Genomic DNA, 13098 nt, shown 5'->3' with positions numbered 1-13098 from the left:
CATGACTTCACTCCTCCCCAGCACCTTTCTCAGCCTCAGTGGTTGCGTGAACCACTCGCTGCTGAACCTTCGCCAAGTCCGCCTCTGCTGCGCGTAGCGCTGCCATCGCGTCGTTGTGTTCGAGTTCGCGATCCTCAGCCTCCCGGCTTGCCAAGAAGGCGAGCCGTCCCGTCCTCTCAACCTCGGACCGTGCTCGCAGTACACGGGCATGGGCTTCCCACTCGCCGCCCGCGCCTTCGATCAGATCGCCAACCGAGACCTTGAAGAGTTGGGCGAGCGCGACCACCTCGTTCACTCGTACGGGACGTTGACCCGCCTCAGTCTTCGCCGCAGTGGTCTGTCGCCAGGAAAAGCCGGCCGAGTTCATGGCTTCCGCGACCGACTCCTGTGACATCTGCCGAGCTTCTCGCAGGTATTTCAGAGTCCTGCCCAGCAACATCTCTGGCGTCAGATCGCGCCCAGGGTTCTGCGTTGACTGGCGTTTATCCTCCACACGGATGGACGGTACACCCTCGGTCGGGTTGACACCATGCCCTCCTGAGGGCCAACCTTGCGGAGGTTGATCCCGTTACCCCCTGGAGGGATGAAGTGAGCGAGGTTGCCTGCGTCCCCGATCGAGTGGACGCCGACCCGTACCGGACGACAGAGGAAGTTGCCCGGCGCTACCGCACTAAGCCGAGCACCGTTCGGTACTGGAGGCACGCCGGCACCGGCCCGACTGGAGTGCTCTTCGGCCGCCGCGTGCTTTATCGCGAATCTGAGCTGCAGCGCTGGGAGCGGGAGAGGGAAGCCGAGCAGGGCGGAGCGGCCTAATGAATCCCCGCAAGCAGAACGGGCCGGGGGTGGAGTCCCGGCCCGTTCGGAAGAGATCAGCGCGGTGGACGGCTGACGGTGCCGCCATGGTAGCCGAGCTGGACGACGTCCGGCCCGCCGCTCTCCGCGCGTGGGCATCGGCCTGCCATCACCTGCGCGAGCACGGCCTCATTCCGCTGCCGCCCGCGCACGTCGTTCGCGCGCTGCGCCGCCGGGGGTGGCTGTCGTGACCCCCGAAGCGGAGGAGTTGCAGCGCCTCGCCGTCGCGGCCGCCGAGCTTGTCGACGACCTCGACGCGCAGCGTGCCCGCGAAGCCGCCGAGTTCCGGGCCGGATACGAACTCGGGTTCGCCGCCGGCCGTGAGGTCGGATACGCGCAGGCCGAGTGGGACATGCACCGCGCGTGGGCGGCCCTCGCCGACAAGGTGCGGACATGGGCCGCCCGGCCAACGTGGACCGAGCTGAAGAGGCGGAGAGCCGCGTGACGCAGACCGAGACCGAGCGGAGGGCGACCGCCGCCATTCTCACGGTCATCAACGACATCGGTGGAGACGAACCGCCCGTGACCAGCCATTCTCACACTCCTCACGGTTCTCACACACCCCCCGAAGCGGAGGACCAAGAGGCCGAGGATGCCGCGCTGCTGGCCGGTGTCCGCGACGGGGCGTGGCTCGACGTCCAGGACTTCCCGCCGCTGCGGTGGGCGGTCCCCGGGCTCATTCCGGAGGGGCTCACGCTGCTCGTCGGACCGCCCAAGGCCGGGAAGTCGTGGCTGCTGGCGAACCTGCTGCTGTCCATCGCCTACGGCGGGCGGGCGCTCGGCCGGCTACCCGTGGGTCCGGCCCGCCGGGTTCTGTACCTCGCGCTGGAGGACGGCGACCGGCGGATGCAGTCGCGGTGCCGGATCATCCTCGACGGCGAACCGATCCCGGGGCTGTTCCACTACAAGACCACCATTCCGCCGGGGCGTGTCATCGCCGTCATCGAGGCGTGGATGCGCCGCCATCCCGACACGGCGATGGTCGTGCTCGACACGCTCGGCAAGGTGATGCCGCAGGCGCTGCAGGGCGAGTCGTCGTATCAGCGGGACTACCGCATCGGATCGGCGCTGAAGCGGGTCGCGGACGCCACTCCAGGCCTGTCCCTGGTGCTGATCCACCACGACCGCAAGGCGGCGGCTGAGGACTTCGTGGACGCCGTGTCGGGGACCAACGGGCTGGCCGGGTCCGCGGACTCCATCGTCGTCTTGGCCCGCAACCGTAAGTCCGAAGAGGCCGTGCTCAAGGTGACCGGGCGGGACGTGCCAGAGGAGGAGTACGCCCTCCGGCTGGAGGACGGCACTCGCTGGATGCTCGATGGTGACGACCTCCGGCAGGCCGCCGTGAACGTCGGGCGACGCGAGCAGACGCAGAATCTGGGCGACACCTCGACGGCGATCCTCGACTACATCGGCCGGCAGCTCGAACCGGTCCGGGCCGCCGAGATCACCGACAAGTTCGGCAAGAGCGCCGCCGAATACCTGCGGCGGCTGGAGCAGTCCGGCCGCCTCCACAAGCCCAAGCGCGGGCTCTACGTCGTGCCTTCCGCACCCGACGACCCGGAACTCGACTTCGCCCCGCAGGACCAACCGTGAGAACCGTGAGGAGTGTGAGAAACGCAGGTCAGGAACCTGTCGGAATCTCACAGCAGACGGAAGAGGACCTGCGCGAGGCCGTCGAGCGGCGTCTTGCCGAGCGGATCGAGGACGCCCGCCGGCGCCGTGCTGAACGGGAGCGGGCACGGCGCGCCAAGAACAACCGCCGGAACGCCGGGCTGGCCAAGCGGCACGCCCGAAAGATCGCACGACTGAACGAGGAGAACCGACCATGAGCAACGTCATCGACCTGACGACCGGCCAACGGCAGCAGAGCGACGGGACACCGATCCCCATCATGCTGGGCGGCGGCCTACTGCGCTGCAGCCGGTGCGAGCGCACCTTCACCGCCGAGACCTACCACTGCATCACGGACCTGGTCGAGACCGCAGACGGCCTGCTGCGCTGCAACGACGTGTGCCGCCGCTGCGCGTACGCCGACCCCGTCCTGTCCAACTGGCAGAACCTCTGCGACCTCATGGACTCCATCGACCGCACCATGCAGGACGCCGCCGACCGCGACGCCCGCGGCCTGCTCTACCAGCTCATCACCAACGCCACCGGACACCTCGCCGTATGGCGCTGGCCCAACGAGGAGCCGCCGGCCAGCGTCGCCCGCCGCGGCGCCGCCCTCGACGACGACCAGGCCGACACATGACCGGTAAGGGGATATAGGCCGACGCCCCTTACCGCCGCCGGACCGGCCGATGATCTTTTAACCAGCGGCCCCGCAAGACCCCACACATAGTCAGCGTTCTCTCCCTCCGAGACCCCCCGTACCCCCATCACGTGACGAAAGGCCAGGTAGTGACCATGGGTGATTCGGATTCGATGCGTGCGCGCCGGTATCGGGCGCACCGTGCAGGCGATCATTCGCTGTGTCGGCCGGAGGCGTGTGACGCGGTGGCCGGCGATCACGTGGTGGGGTCGATCGAGGCCGCGGTGCGTGCGCTGGCCGAGCGGATGGTGCTCGGCGATGACGATCCGCGGGCGGTGATGCTGGAGATGGCGCTGCGGCTGGCCGGGGTGGTGGATGTGACGCCTACGGCGACGGACGCGGTGCGGGAGCTGCGGTCGCTGCTGGCGTGGCTGGCTGAGCATCCCCGTGCGGCGGACGAGGGGCAGGGCGTCGGCGATGCGGAGCTTTCCGCGGTGCTGGAGGGGCTGGGATGAGCCGGCCGGTCGGCCGGACGGCGCCGGCGGTGAGTGTGGAGGCGCGGGTGCGCGGGCAGGTGGCGCGGCTGGTGTGGCGGTCGAATGCGGCGTCGGTGAGGTTGGGTGCGGTGGCGATCGTGCTGGCCGGCCGGGTGGACGCCGGGGACGCTGCGGCGCGGCCGGTGCTGCGGGCGACGCTGGGGCATCTGCGGCAGTGTGAGGCGGTCGCCGACGAGCTGGACGAGCTGCGGGCCGGGTTCGCGCGGCGGCGCCTGGAGGCTCTGGTGGAGCGGGCAGGCGCGGAGTGATGCGCGCTGAGGACGGGGTGCGGCGGCGGGTTCAGCGGTTCGTGCCGCCGGCGAACCGGGATGCGCTCACGCTGGGCGCGGTGGCGATCCGTCTGGCCCGCCGGCTGGACGCGGGAGACCCCCGCGCGGTCGAGCCGCTGCGGGTGATCCTGCGGCAGTTGCCCGAATGCTCAGCAGAGCAGGTGCCGGGCGGCGTCGATGAGCAGCGGGCACGGGCCGCTCAGGAGATCCTCGCGCGGCTGCTGGGCCGTGTCCCGGCGGAGGGCTGAACGGTGGCCGAGACACCGACCCGGTACGTGCAGGGCGCGGTGGTGGCGGGTGGCGCGGCGGTGGTGCTGGACCGGGTGTTGTCGTCGCGGCATGTGGTGGAGGCGCTGGAGGCGATGGCGGCGCGTGATCCGGGGCTGCGCGCCGAGCTGGAGGCGATGCGGGACGCGGTGCGGCGGGCGGCGGCCGAGGCGGCGCTCGCGCGGGTTTCCGGTGGCGGCGGCGTGACCGGAAGCGCGGAAACACGGCCCGGGGAGGGTGCGCCAGGGTCGGTGTATGAGATCGGCACGGCGGAGGCGGCGCGGCTGCTGGGGCTCACGGAGCGGCGGGTGCGGCAGCTCGCGGCCGGTGGGCTCGGGCGGCGCGTCGGCGGCCGGTGGCTGCTGGACCGGGGTTTGGTCATGGCCTACGGGCAGCGGCGCCGGGCGGCGTGATCGGTCTCTGCGTCTCGCCTCTCCGAAGGTGGGGCCCCATCGGGTGAGGCCCGGCAGATCGCCCGGGACGGCCCGGAGCGGGTGGGGCGCGGTGCTGGTGGTGGTTGGTGGGCGGCGGCGGCTCGTGCGGGCCGTCGCCGCCGGCGGTGTGGAGGGTGGTGGTCCGGGTGGGTTCTCGTGAGACGGCCCTGCAGATCTACGGCGGGCTGAGCGAGGCCGATAAGCGGGTGGTCGACGCGTGGCGCGAGCTGGGCAACGACCTGGTGACGTCGCTGCTGAACTCGCGGGTGCTGACGAGCGGGCCGCGGGTGCGTGCGGTCGATGACCTGGCCGGCTGGAGTGAGCGGCTGTACGGCTCGGCGCCGGGGCTGCTGCGGCGGGAGTCCGCCGAGCATGAGGCGGCGCACGCGATCACGGCGCGGGCGCTGGGGGTGCGGCTGGTGTCGGTGTGGATCACCTCGGACGGGTCTGGGCTCACGACGTTCGAGGCGACCGATCGGGAGCGGGCCGCGGCGATCTACGCGGCGTCGGACGTGTGGGTCAACACGCTGCGGCATCGGATGTTCCCTGCGGGCGGTGAGGCCGGGTGCCGGAGTGACCGGCGGCAGTTGATCCGCGCGACGGGCGGGGACGACTTCGCGATGCGGGCGGCGTACCGGCGGGCCCGTGAGGTGCTGGACGGGTACCGGGACGAGGTGCTCGCGCTGGCCGAGGTGCTGGAGCAGCACGGCCGGATCGAGTTCTGAGATGGCGACGACTGAGACCCGGAAGATCCAGTTCGATTTCGTGGCGAAGGACCAGGGCGTCCAGAAGACCACGAAGGAGACCGGCGAATCCATCGAGGGGATGAACAAGGGCCTGGAGGAGGGGTCGGGGAAGTTCGGGAAGCTCGGCGCTGTCGCGGGGAAGCTCGGCCCGATCCTCGGCACGGTGACGGCCGCGGCGGCGCTGATCGGCCCGGCGATCTCCAAGGGGCTGGAGGCGCAGGACGCGCAGGCGAAGTTCCGCGCGCAGCTCGGCCTGACCGCCAAGGAGTCCGGCCGGATCGGCGGGGTCGCCGGGAAGCTGTACTCGCAGGCGTACGGCGAGAACATGGACGAGGTCCGCGGCGCGATCACCGCGGTGATCCGCAACATGGACGGGATGCGGACGGCGTCCAGCAAGAGCCTGCAGAGCACCACGGGCAGCGCCATGACCTTGGCGAAGGTCATGGACGAGGACGTCGGGCCCGTCACCAACGCGGTCAGCCAGATGCTGCGGACCGGGCTGGCCAAGAACGCCAAGGAAGCGTTCGACGTCCTCACCAAGGGCGCCCAGAACGGGGCCAACAAAGCCGAAGATTTGTTGGATACCTTTAATGAATACAGCACGCAATTCAGGGATTTGGGCCTGAATGGCGCGCAGGCGATGGGCATCCTGCAGCAGGGCCTCGAAGGCGGCGCGAGGGACGCCGACCTGGTGGCCGACGCGCTGAAGGAGATGAACATCCGGGTGCAGGACGGGACCGCCGCGTCCGCCCTGCAGAAGCTCGGCCTGAACGCCAAGGAGATGGCCGCCGCGTTCGGCAAGGGCGGCCCCTCCGCCGCCAAGGCGTTCGACCTGATCACCGACAAGCTCCGCGGCGCGAAGACGAGGACCGAGCAGTACACCCTCGCGCAGCAGATCTTCGGTACGCAGTCGGAGGACATGTCGCGGGCGCTGCTGAAGATCGACCCGTCCGAGGCGACGAAGAAGCTCGGGAAGTTCAAGGGCGCGACCGACGCGGCCGGCAACGCCATGGGCAAGACGTTCTCGGCCCGGATCACGATGTTCAAGCGGACCGTGGAGACGCAGGTCACGAACGTCGCGACGCGGGCGTTGAACACGCTGGCGAAGTTCGGTGGGCAGATCGCCAAGGGCTTCAAGATGCCCTCGACGGCGAAGGGCGCCAACGACTGGCAGCGGTTCGGGCAGGAGCTGCGGAAGGTCGCCGACTGGGCCCGCACGAAGCTGATCCCGGCGCTGCGGGACCTCGCGGACTGGTTCGGCAAGAAGATCGCCCCGCAGATCACCAAGTTCTACAAGACGGTGCTGGTCGAGCTGGGTCACCAGCTGAAGCGGATCTCGACCGAGGTGTCCAAGAGCGGCCTGCCGTGGGGGAAGGTCCTCTCGATCTTCAAGGCGATCTACGGGTTCCTCGCGAAGTACCTGCTGAAGCTGTACGGGACCGAATTCAAGATCGCCTTGAAGGTGATCGGCACCTTCATCGTCTACCAGATCAAGGTCTACGGGTGGCTGTGGAAGCAGCTGCAGAACGGCTGGAAGATCATCAAGGCCGGGGTGAAGGCGCTCACCGACTGGTACAAGTCCGCCAAGGGCGCGTTCAGCGGGTTCCAGCGGGTCGCGTTGCAGGCCGTCGGCACGGTCCTGCGGATCTTCGTCGGGTTCGCGACGAACCTGGTGCACCTGGCGGCGAAGGCGTTCGGGTGGGTGCCCGGCCTGGGCGGGAAGCTGAAGAAGGCCGAGAAGGCCGTACAGGGCTTCGCCGGCCAAACCAATAAGTGGCTCGACTCGATCAAGCCGAACAAGAACGTGAACCTCAAGGTCAACGCCAAAGGACTGTGGACGACCGCACACGATCCGTCGCGCCGCATCCCGGGCTTGGCGAAGGGCGGCCCCGTCCCCGCGCTGTGGAACGGCGCCAGCGAAGCCTACGACTCGCAGCCCGCCCTGCTGCGCGTCAACGAGCACGTCTGGACGCCCGAAGAGGTCAAGGACGTCGGCGGGCACGGGGCGATGCTGCGGATGCGCGCGGCGGCCCGCAAGGGCCTGCTGAAGGGATTCGCGGGCGGCGGCCCGGTCGGTGTCACCGTCACACCGCACGTCCCGTCCCGGAAGGCGTTCGGGCACGACGTGGTGGACCCGGTGAACGCCGGCTACAAGAGCCTGATCACGGCCATCGCCAACGAGATGGCCGCGCAGTGGAAGAAGTACATGGCTTCGGGCGGAAGCGTGGTCGCCGCGGCGCGGGCGATGATCGGCTACCCGTACTCGTGGGGCGGCGGCGGGATCGGCGGCCCGTCCTACGGCATCGGCCGCGGCGCCGGCACCTACGGGTTCGACTGCTCGGGGCTGACGCAGTACGCCTGGTGGAAGGGCCGCCACAAGGACATCGGCGGCGTGACGAACTCGCAGTGGGCCAACAGCTACCAGATCAGCGGCCCCCGTCCTGGGGCGCTCGGCTTCCCGCACGGCCCGTCCGTGCACGTCATGCTCGCCTCCAACAAGCCCGGCTACGTCATCCAAGCCCCCTTCACCGGGTCGTTCGTTCAGGAAGTGCCGCGCAGCGCGCCGATGTGGCGGATGCCGAAGGGCTTCTACCGCGGCGGCGCGGTCGGGCAGGCCGGCGCGCAGGCGCTCGGCCCGGTCGCTGCACATCAGGCTCGGTTCGCCCAGGCGCTCGGCCTGATCGGTGACCCGGGGCGGCACCGCGCCGCCGGCGGACCCGTGGCGGCCGGGCAGGCGTACCTCGTCGGGGAGCGCGGCGCCGAGGTGATGGTGCCGCGGGCGTCGGGGACGGTGCACCGGTCCGGGTCGATGGTGATCCAGAACCTCCACGTCCACGTCAACGGCCCCGTGATGGCCAACGACAGGCAGATCGCTGAAACCGTGCTGTCGGCGCTGCGGAAGGCGAAGAAGCAGGCCGTGGACGTGAGGATCTGATGAGCGGCAGATCGCCGACAAGGTGCAGTTCGCCGAGCGGTTCCCCACTGAAGACGAACTGTCTAACGCCGTTAAACAGTTCACCTCCTGGCACCAGGTCGTGAACGTCACCGTATGAGACGTCCTTCGGCCCGAGATCTTCCAGAAGGCCCGGACCGGCCGGGCCGAAGGGCCTGACCCCCGCCCCGGGCAACTCCGCAGCAGCCCGGGGCGGGGGCGTCTCAGGCGCCCTCTGGGCTGTCTCCAGCTTCCCCCGCGGGCTCCTCCTCATCGAGAACCTCCAGGGCTCTCCTGACGGCCTCAGGGTCGCCGCGGTCGGGGTGCCCGGCGGTCGGGAGGTTGGCCATCAGCACATCGAACGCAATGGCCTTGCGGGCGAGGCGGCGCCGTTCGTCCTTGCTCATGAGCCGTTCCACACCTGCCGTAGGTTCCAGTCGACCATCACGGCGAGCGCGTCCTCGCTGGGCGCCTCGATGAGGCGCGCGCCGTGGCGACCGGGGACCACTGCCCACCATGCGCGGGTGGCCTCGCCGTACCAGTGCATGATGCCGTCCGGGATCGGCGGCGGCTGGTCGGGGATGGGTGGCATGTCCACCACCGTGTCGCCCAGGTTCGGTAGCGTTCTCATCAGCCGGACTCCGATCCGGTCAGGCCCCGGGGAGCGGTGTTCGCCCACCGTCCGGGGCCGTCTTTGTGTCCTGCGACACCTTTCACAGCCCCACCTGACCGCTTCCGCCGCTAGCGTGGAAGGCGCTGCCTGCTGCCAACGGGCGTCGGGCAGCAGCAGGCAGCAGGCAACCCGGGGCGAAACGGGGCGATGCGATGGCCACCTTCGGCGAGGCACTCGGCCGGCTCATGGCCGAGCGGAAGATCAGCCAGCGGGCACTGGCCGCGCAGGTCCCCTGCAACGGCGGCTACATCTCCCGGCTGGTCAGCGGAGAGCGGGCGCCCTCCAAGCAGATCGCCGAGCGCCTGGACGAGATCCTCGGCGCCGGCGGGCGGCTCGCCGCGCTCCGCCCGGCCACTCCGCCGCGCGCCCCGGCGGCTCCCCTTGATGACGAGATCGAGGCGCTGGAGCTGGCGCGCCGTGTCGCCGCCAGTGACGTCGGAGACGACACCCTCGTGGCGCTGGAGCTGACCGTGGACGAGCTGGCGTCGGCCTATCCGCGCACCCCGCCCGGCGAGCTGCTGGGGAGGATCCGGCGGCACCTCGGGTACGTCGGCAAGCTGATGGACGCGCGCATGACGCTGGCGGAGCGGCGCCGCCTCACCGTCGCTGGCGGCTGGCTGTCGCTGCTCGCCGCCACCTGCGATATCGACCTCGACCAGATCCCGGCCGCGTCCGCGCGCCTGCGCACCGCCGCGCAGCTCGCCGAGCACGCCGACCACCCCGAGATCCTCGCCTGGACGCTGGAGACCCGCGCCTGGCAGAAGCTCACCGATGGCGACTACCGGGCGGCCATCACGCTGTCGAGGGGCGCGCAGGAGATCGCCCCGCGGGACGGCTCGGCGTTCATCCAGGCGACCGCGCAGGAGGGACGGGCGTGGGCCCGTCTTGGCGACGGGCAGCGGACGCGCGAGGCTCTGGCGCGGGTCGAGCGGCTCGTGGAACCGTTGCCGATGCCCGACCGGCCCGAGCATCACTTCCGGTACGACCCGGCCAAGAGCGATGCCTACACGGCCACGACGCTCGCATGGATCGGGGACCCGGCGGCCGAGCCGTACGCGCGTGGCGTCCTCGCCCGTCTGGAGCGCCCTGCCGCCGGCCCGGCCCGACCGCGGCGGGCGGTGTCCGCCCGGCTCGACCTGGCGCTGGCGCTGCTCGCCGCCGACCAGCCGGACGAGGCCGCGGCGACCGCGCTGGAGGCGGTGACGAGCGGGCGGCTCGTGCCGTCGAACTACTGGCGCGCCGCCGAGGTTCTCACCGCCGTGGAGGAGCGGCACATCCCGGAAGCCGTCGAGCTGAACGAGGCGTATCGGGAGCTGTGCGCGCCCGGGACGGACCAGGCACTGCCTGGTGCGTCAAGCTGAGCTGACAGCCTCTGGCTGGTACCTGCCGCTCTGGAGGCGGTAACTGCCGCTCCCGCAGCGGCGGTTCAACCGCCGGGCGGTGGCCGGTAGTCGACCTGCACCCGCCTTAAGGCGGGTGCAGGTGGTTTCACCTGACCCGAAACCAGGTTTCGGGGGTGGTATCGGGCTGACCTGCTGGTTTCGTGGTTTCGCCCCCCGTCGGATGGGCGGATTCCGGCCTTCTGCGGGCATACGAAGAGGCCCCTGGTCGAAACCAGGGGCCTCGCGTGGACGGCCTACACCTCGCCGATCTCCTCCAGCACGGCCGCGTGCTCGCCGTCGCGGATCCGGACCATCAGGGCGATGGCGGCGTCCTCGTCGAGCAGGCCGTCCGCGAGTGCCAGGTGGACCCGCAGCACGGCGAGCATGGCGTCCTCGCCGCGGCGGCGGCCGAAGTCGAGGATGCGCTCCAGCAGCGACCAGCCGAGAGCCGCCAGCGGGTCGTCGGCCGCGTAGCGGACACTGGCGGGCTCCCCGCCCGGGTAGGTGGCACCGCGCGCGGCACGCTCCCGCAGGGCCGCGTCTGCGCGCCGCCCGGCCTCGGTCATCGGCTCGGCGGTGGGGAACTCGTGGCCGCGCGGGCAGTCGAGCCGGGCGCGGTCGTTGGCCTTGTCGACGTAGCGGAACTCCGTTGTTCCGCAGTCGGGGCACAGGACGCCCTTCACGACTGCGACGCCCCGTCGGCGAGCAGGCGGACGGCGCGGGTCAGCAGTTCGGCGAGCATGAGCGCGTCGAGCCCGTCGAGGTCGAGGCCGACGTTCGTCCCGAGGTTCTCGGGGGTCGGGTCGTACTCGGGCGGCTCGTCCCAGCGGACCGAGACGTACGGGGTCAGGAACGGGGTCGTCGAGCCGGTGGCGTCCTTGTTGTCGACGCAGGCCACGCGGACCTGCAGCGGCCAGTCCTTGTCCACGAGGTCGACGGTGCCGACGTCGGCGAGGTGCCTGACGTACTTGTCCGTCTCGCTGTGCTGCTCGCACCACGAGAAGCGGCAGCGCTCGCTAGGGTTGTCGGTCATGGGTGATACGCCTCCCGGGGCGTTGATCCCTAGGCCCTGGTCGGTGTTCCAGCACCGGCCGGGGCCGCCTTTTTCTGCCCTGCTTAGGGGCTTGTTTCGTATGAACAGTAACCCCGCGAGCCGAACTCATGCAAGACAGATTCCCAGCTAGATGCAAGAATCCGTATTAACACCGGGGTTGGCTGGAGGGGTCGTGCCTGAGAAGAAGATCCGTGGTGTCCGCGTGCCTGATGAGCGCTGGAAACAGGCTCAGGAGAAGGCCGAGCGGGAGGGGCGCACGGTCAGCGACGTGATCAACGAGTGCCTTGAGAAGTACGTCAGCAAGGACGACAAGCCGAAGCGCTGAGTTAGGCGACGACCTACCCGAGTTAGATATCTACCTCGCCACCCGCCGGGGCCTAACTCCCGGCGCGACCTGCGCAAAGGTAGGTGAGTTAGGTCCCGGCGGGCAGTTAGGTCACCCGGCCGGGACCGCCGCAGGGACGCTCTCGGGGACTCGCTCGCGACCTACCTCACTCTCGAGCGCCGTCCGGACGGCGACGGCCCGCGGGTGGCCAACGCGCAGCTCCTTGCGGATGCGGCGGACGGACGGCAGGCCACCGGCCGCGAGCACCTCGGCGAACCGGTCGCGGGCGGTCGCGAGCACCGGGGCAAGCTCGGGGTCGAGAAGCTTCTCACGGTCAACCGTAAGAAGGTCGTCGGCCTCCTCGTCGCCCCTGTCGCGAGCGGTGTCCTCGTCGGGCTCGATCTCGTCCCACAGGTCGTATCCGGACGGGCCCTGACCTGCGGCCCCGATCGCGGGGAGCGGCCACCACGGCAGCGGCGCGGCGTCGGGGGTGTCCACGGCGGCGGACACCCTCACGTGATCGTCGTCGGCGAGTGTCGCGACAGGGTGTCGCGTGATGAGCCGGTGGACGGTCCGCAGCAGGACCAGCAGGCCGAGCATGGAGGCTACGGGCGGCACGGCGGCGGTCGCCTGATCGGCGAACCGGCCCCCGACCGCGCCGACGTTGAAGACGAGGGACACACCCCACCCGGCCGTCGCGATTGCGAAGGGCAGGGCAGCGTCGATCCACGCGAGCCCGTTCTTCCGGAGGCGGTGGCCCTCCAGCGCCAGGGCGAAGAGGCCCAGCTCGCCCACGGCCACGAAGAGGTCGACGAGCAGCGGGAAGCTCTCCGCCTTCCACTCGCTGAGGTGGTGCTCGAGCGCCCACCGGTACAGGCCTGCGTAGCTCTGGGCGAACCCGTCGCCCGTGGCCACCAGGACGCCGACTGCCATCAGGACGATGGTCGCGCGGTGGGCGAGGAACGTCGGACGGCTCATGCCGCCGGCGGTGAATCTACGATCGTGCATGGGTTCGGACCTCCGTTGTCCGGATCAAGGCCCCGGCTGGCGGTGCAGTCGCCAGTTCGGGGCCGCCTGCTTTACGCCCGGAATATGACTCGAAACAGTCAACGTGAGCCAACGACAGCCAACGCTGAAATGCGATTGCGACACAGGTCAGAGCAACTGTGGCCAACGCAGGAAAACGACAGCCAACGGCACAGTGGGAAGGACGCGGGTTCGATTCCCGCCACCTCCACCAGCACGTACGGCCCGACCGGAACCTCGGTCGGGCCGTTCTGCTGTGCGCGGCCTCGGATGCGGCCTCGGATATTCGGCGGCGCGGGTGCCCGGCCGACGTATTCCATGGGCCCGAGT

Annotated in this window: 20 protein-coding genes; 13 read left to right on the top strand and 7 right to left on the bottom strand. The window is 70.3% G+C overall.

The genetic code is table 11. The features are described from left to right. Window positions 1–7 precede the first annotated feature (7 nt). Entirely contained in the window at window positions 8–493 is a 486-nt protein-coding gene (locus J4557_RS20020; RefSeq protein WP_208268251.1) for a helix-turn-helix domain-containing protein, read from the bottom strand. A gap of 95 nt (window positions 494–588) precedes the next feature. Here J4557_RS20020 and J4557_RS20015 point away from each other — a divergent pair, with 95 nt between their 5' ends. The 4 genes from J4557_RS20015 (at window position 589) to J4557_RS20000 (ending at window position 2445) form a co-directional block, all read left to right on the top strand. Continuing rightward, window positions 589–813, top strand: a complete 225-nt coding sequence (locus J4557_RS20015) for a helix-turn-helix transcriptional regulator (protein WP_307800092.1) — start codon at window positions 589–591, stop codon at window positions 811–813. An 86-nt stretch (window positions 814–899) separates the two neighbouring features. Continuing rightward, window positions 900–1043, top strand: coding sequence for a hypothetical protein (locus J4557_RS20010; RefSeq protein WP_208268250.1), 144 nt, complete (start codon window positions 900–902; stop codon window positions 1041–1043). Beyond that, window positions 1040–1297, top strand: coding sequence for a hypothetical protein (locus J4557_RS20005; RefSeq protein ID WP_208268249.1), 258 nt, complete (start codon window positions 1040–1042; stop codon window positions 1295–1297). The genes J4557_RS20010 and J4557_RS20005 overlap by 4 nt, the downstream gene beginning before the upstream one ends. Beyond that, window positions 1294–2445, top strand: a complete 1152-nt coding sequence (locus tag J4557_RS20000) for an AAA family ATPase (RefSeq protein WP_208268248.1) — start codon at window positions 1294–1296, stop codon at window positions 2443–2445. The genes J4557_RS20005 and J4557_RS20000 overlap by 4 nt, the downstream gene beginning before the upstream one ends. 47 nt (window positions 2446–2492) lie before the next feature. Here J4557_RS20000 and J4557_RS19995 read toward each other — a convergent pair whose 3' ends face one another. Next, on the bottom strand, window positions 2493–2639 hold the full coding sequence (locus J4557_RS19995; RefSeq protein WP_208268247.1) for a hypothetical protein: 147 nt from the start codon (window positions 2637–2639) through the stop codon (window positions 2493–2495). A gap of 38 nt (window positions 2640–2677) precedes the next feature. Between J4557_RS19995 and J4557_RS19990 the strand changes: the two genes are divergently transcribed. From J4557_RS19990 to J4557_RS19960, 7 genes are all read left to right on the top strand, one after another. Beyond that, window positions 2678–3103: a hypothetical protein gene (locus J4557_RS19990; RefSeq protein WP_208268246.1), complete on the top strand. Its 426-nt coding sequence runs from the start codon at window positions 2678–2680 to the stop codon at window positions 3101–3103. 131 nt (window positions 3104–3234) lie between these two features. After that, window positions 3235–3618, top strand: coding sequence for a hypothetical protein (locus tag J4557_RS19985; RefSeq protein WP_208268245.1), 384 nt, complete (start codon window positions 3235–3237; stop codon window positions 3616–3618). Next, window positions 3615–3908, top strand: a complete 294-nt coding sequence (locus J4557_RS19980) for a hypothetical protein (RefSeq protein WP_208268244.1) — start codon at window positions 3615–3617, stop codon at window positions 3906–3908. The genes J4557_RS19985 and J4557_RS19980 overlap by 4 nt, the downstream gene beginning before the upstream one ends. Continuing rightward, window positions 3908–4177, top strand: coding sequence for a hypothetical protein (locus J4557_RS19975; protein ID WP_208268243.1), 270 nt, complete (start codon window positions 3908–3910; stop codon window positions 4175–4177). The genes J4557_RS19980 and J4557_RS19975 overlap by 1 nt, the downstream gene beginning before the upstream one ends. Window positions 4178–4180: 3 nt before the next feature. After that, the gene (locus J4557_RS19970) at window positions 4181–4609 is read left to right on the top strand and encodes a hypothetical protein (RefSeq protein ID WP_208268242.1); all 429 of its coding nucleotides are present in this window, start codon (window positions 4181–4183) and stop codon (window positions 4607–4609) included. A gap of 167 nt (window positions 4610–4776) precedes the next feature. Next, a complete protein-coding gene (locus J4557_RS19965) occupies window positions 4777–5355 on the top strand; it encodes a hypothetical protein (RefSeq protein ID WP_208268241.1) in 579 nt (192 codons plus the stop codon). Window position 5356: 1 nt separating this feature from the next. Beyond that, window positions 5357–8311: a phage tail tape measure protein gene (locus J4557_RS19960; RefSeq protein WP_208268240.1), complete on the top strand. Its 2955-nt coding sequence runs from the start codon at window positions 5357–5359 to the stop codon at window positions 8309–8311. A gap of 221 nt (window positions 8312–8532) precedes the next feature. On the opposite strand, the gene J4557_RS19955 is transcribed toward J4557_RS19960, so the two are convergent. Both J4557_RS19955 and J4557_RS19950 read right to left on the bottom strand, forming a co-directional pair. Further along, complete coding sequence (locus J4557_RS19955; protein ID WP_208268239.1) at window positions 8533–8715, bottom strand: hypothetical protein; 183 nt, start codon at window positions 8713–8715, stop codon at window positions 8533–8535. Next, window positions 8712–8939 (bottom strand): hypothetical protein, encoded by a 228-nt coding sequence (locus J4557_RS19950; RefSeq protein ID WP_208268238.1) that lies wholly within the window; start codon window positions 8937–8939, stop codon window positions 8712–8714. The genes J4557_RS19955 and J4557_RS19950 overlap by 4 nt, the downstream gene beginning before the upstream one ends. 194 nt (window positions 8940–9133) lie before the next feature. Between J4557_RS19950 and J4557_RS19945 the strand changes: the two genes are divergently transcribed. After that, window positions 9134–10342 (top strand): helix-turn-helix domain-containing protein, encoded by a 1209-nt coding sequence (locus J4557_RS19945; protein WP_208268237.1) that lies wholly within the window; start codon window positions 9134–9136, stop codon window positions 10340–10342. A gap of 275 nt (window positions 10343–10617) precedes the next feature. On the opposite strand, the gene J4557_RS19940 is transcribed toward J4557_RS19945, so the two are convergent. Both J4557_RS19940 and J4557_RS19935 read right to left on the bottom strand, forming a co-directional pair. Next, the gene (locus tag J4557_RS19940; protein WP_208268236.1) at window positions 10618–11046 is read right to left on the bottom strand and encodes a hypothetical protein; all 429 of its coding nucleotides are present in this window, start codon (window positions 11044–11046) and stop codon (window positions 10618–10620) included. Next, window positions 11043–11396 (bottom strand): hypothetical protein, encoded by a 354-nt coding sequence (locus J4557_RS19935; protein ID WP_208268235.1) that lies wholly within the window; start codon window positions 11394–11396, stop codon window positions 11043–11045. The genes J4557_RS19940 and J4557_RS19935 overlap by 4 nt, the downstream gene beginning before the upstream one ends. A 193-nt stretch (window positions 11397–11589) precedes the next feature. Here J4557_RS19935 and J4557_RS19930 point away from each other — a divergent pair, with 193 nt between their 5' ends. Beyond that, window positions 11590–11742 carry a hypothetical protein gene (locus tag J4557_RS19930; protein WP_208268234.1) on the top strand — a complete coding sequence of 51 codons (153 nt, stop codon included), beginning with the start codon at window positions 11590–11592 and terminating at the stop codon, window positions 11740–11742. Window positions 11743–11853: 111 nt separating this feature from the next. Here J4557_RS19930 and J4557_RS19925 read toward each other — a convergent pair whose 3' ends face one another. Beyond that, window positions 11854–12750, bottom strand: a complete 897-nt coding sequence (locus J4557_RS19925; RefSeq protein ID WP_208268233.1) for a DUF2637 domain-containing protein — start codon at window positions 12748–12750, stop codon at window positions 11854–11856. Between the last annotated feature and the right edge of the window lie 348 nt (window positions 12751–13098).

Origin of the sequence: Actinomadura nitritigenes (assembly GCF_017573545.1) — a bacterium.
GTDB classification, from domain to species: domain Bacteria; phylum Actinomycetota; class Actinomycetes; order Streptosporangiales; family Streptosporangiaceae; genus Spirillospora; species Spirillospora nitritigenes.
Note: the sequence above shows the minus strand (reverse complement) of the source record. Positions and strands in the feature narration are given on the sequence as shown.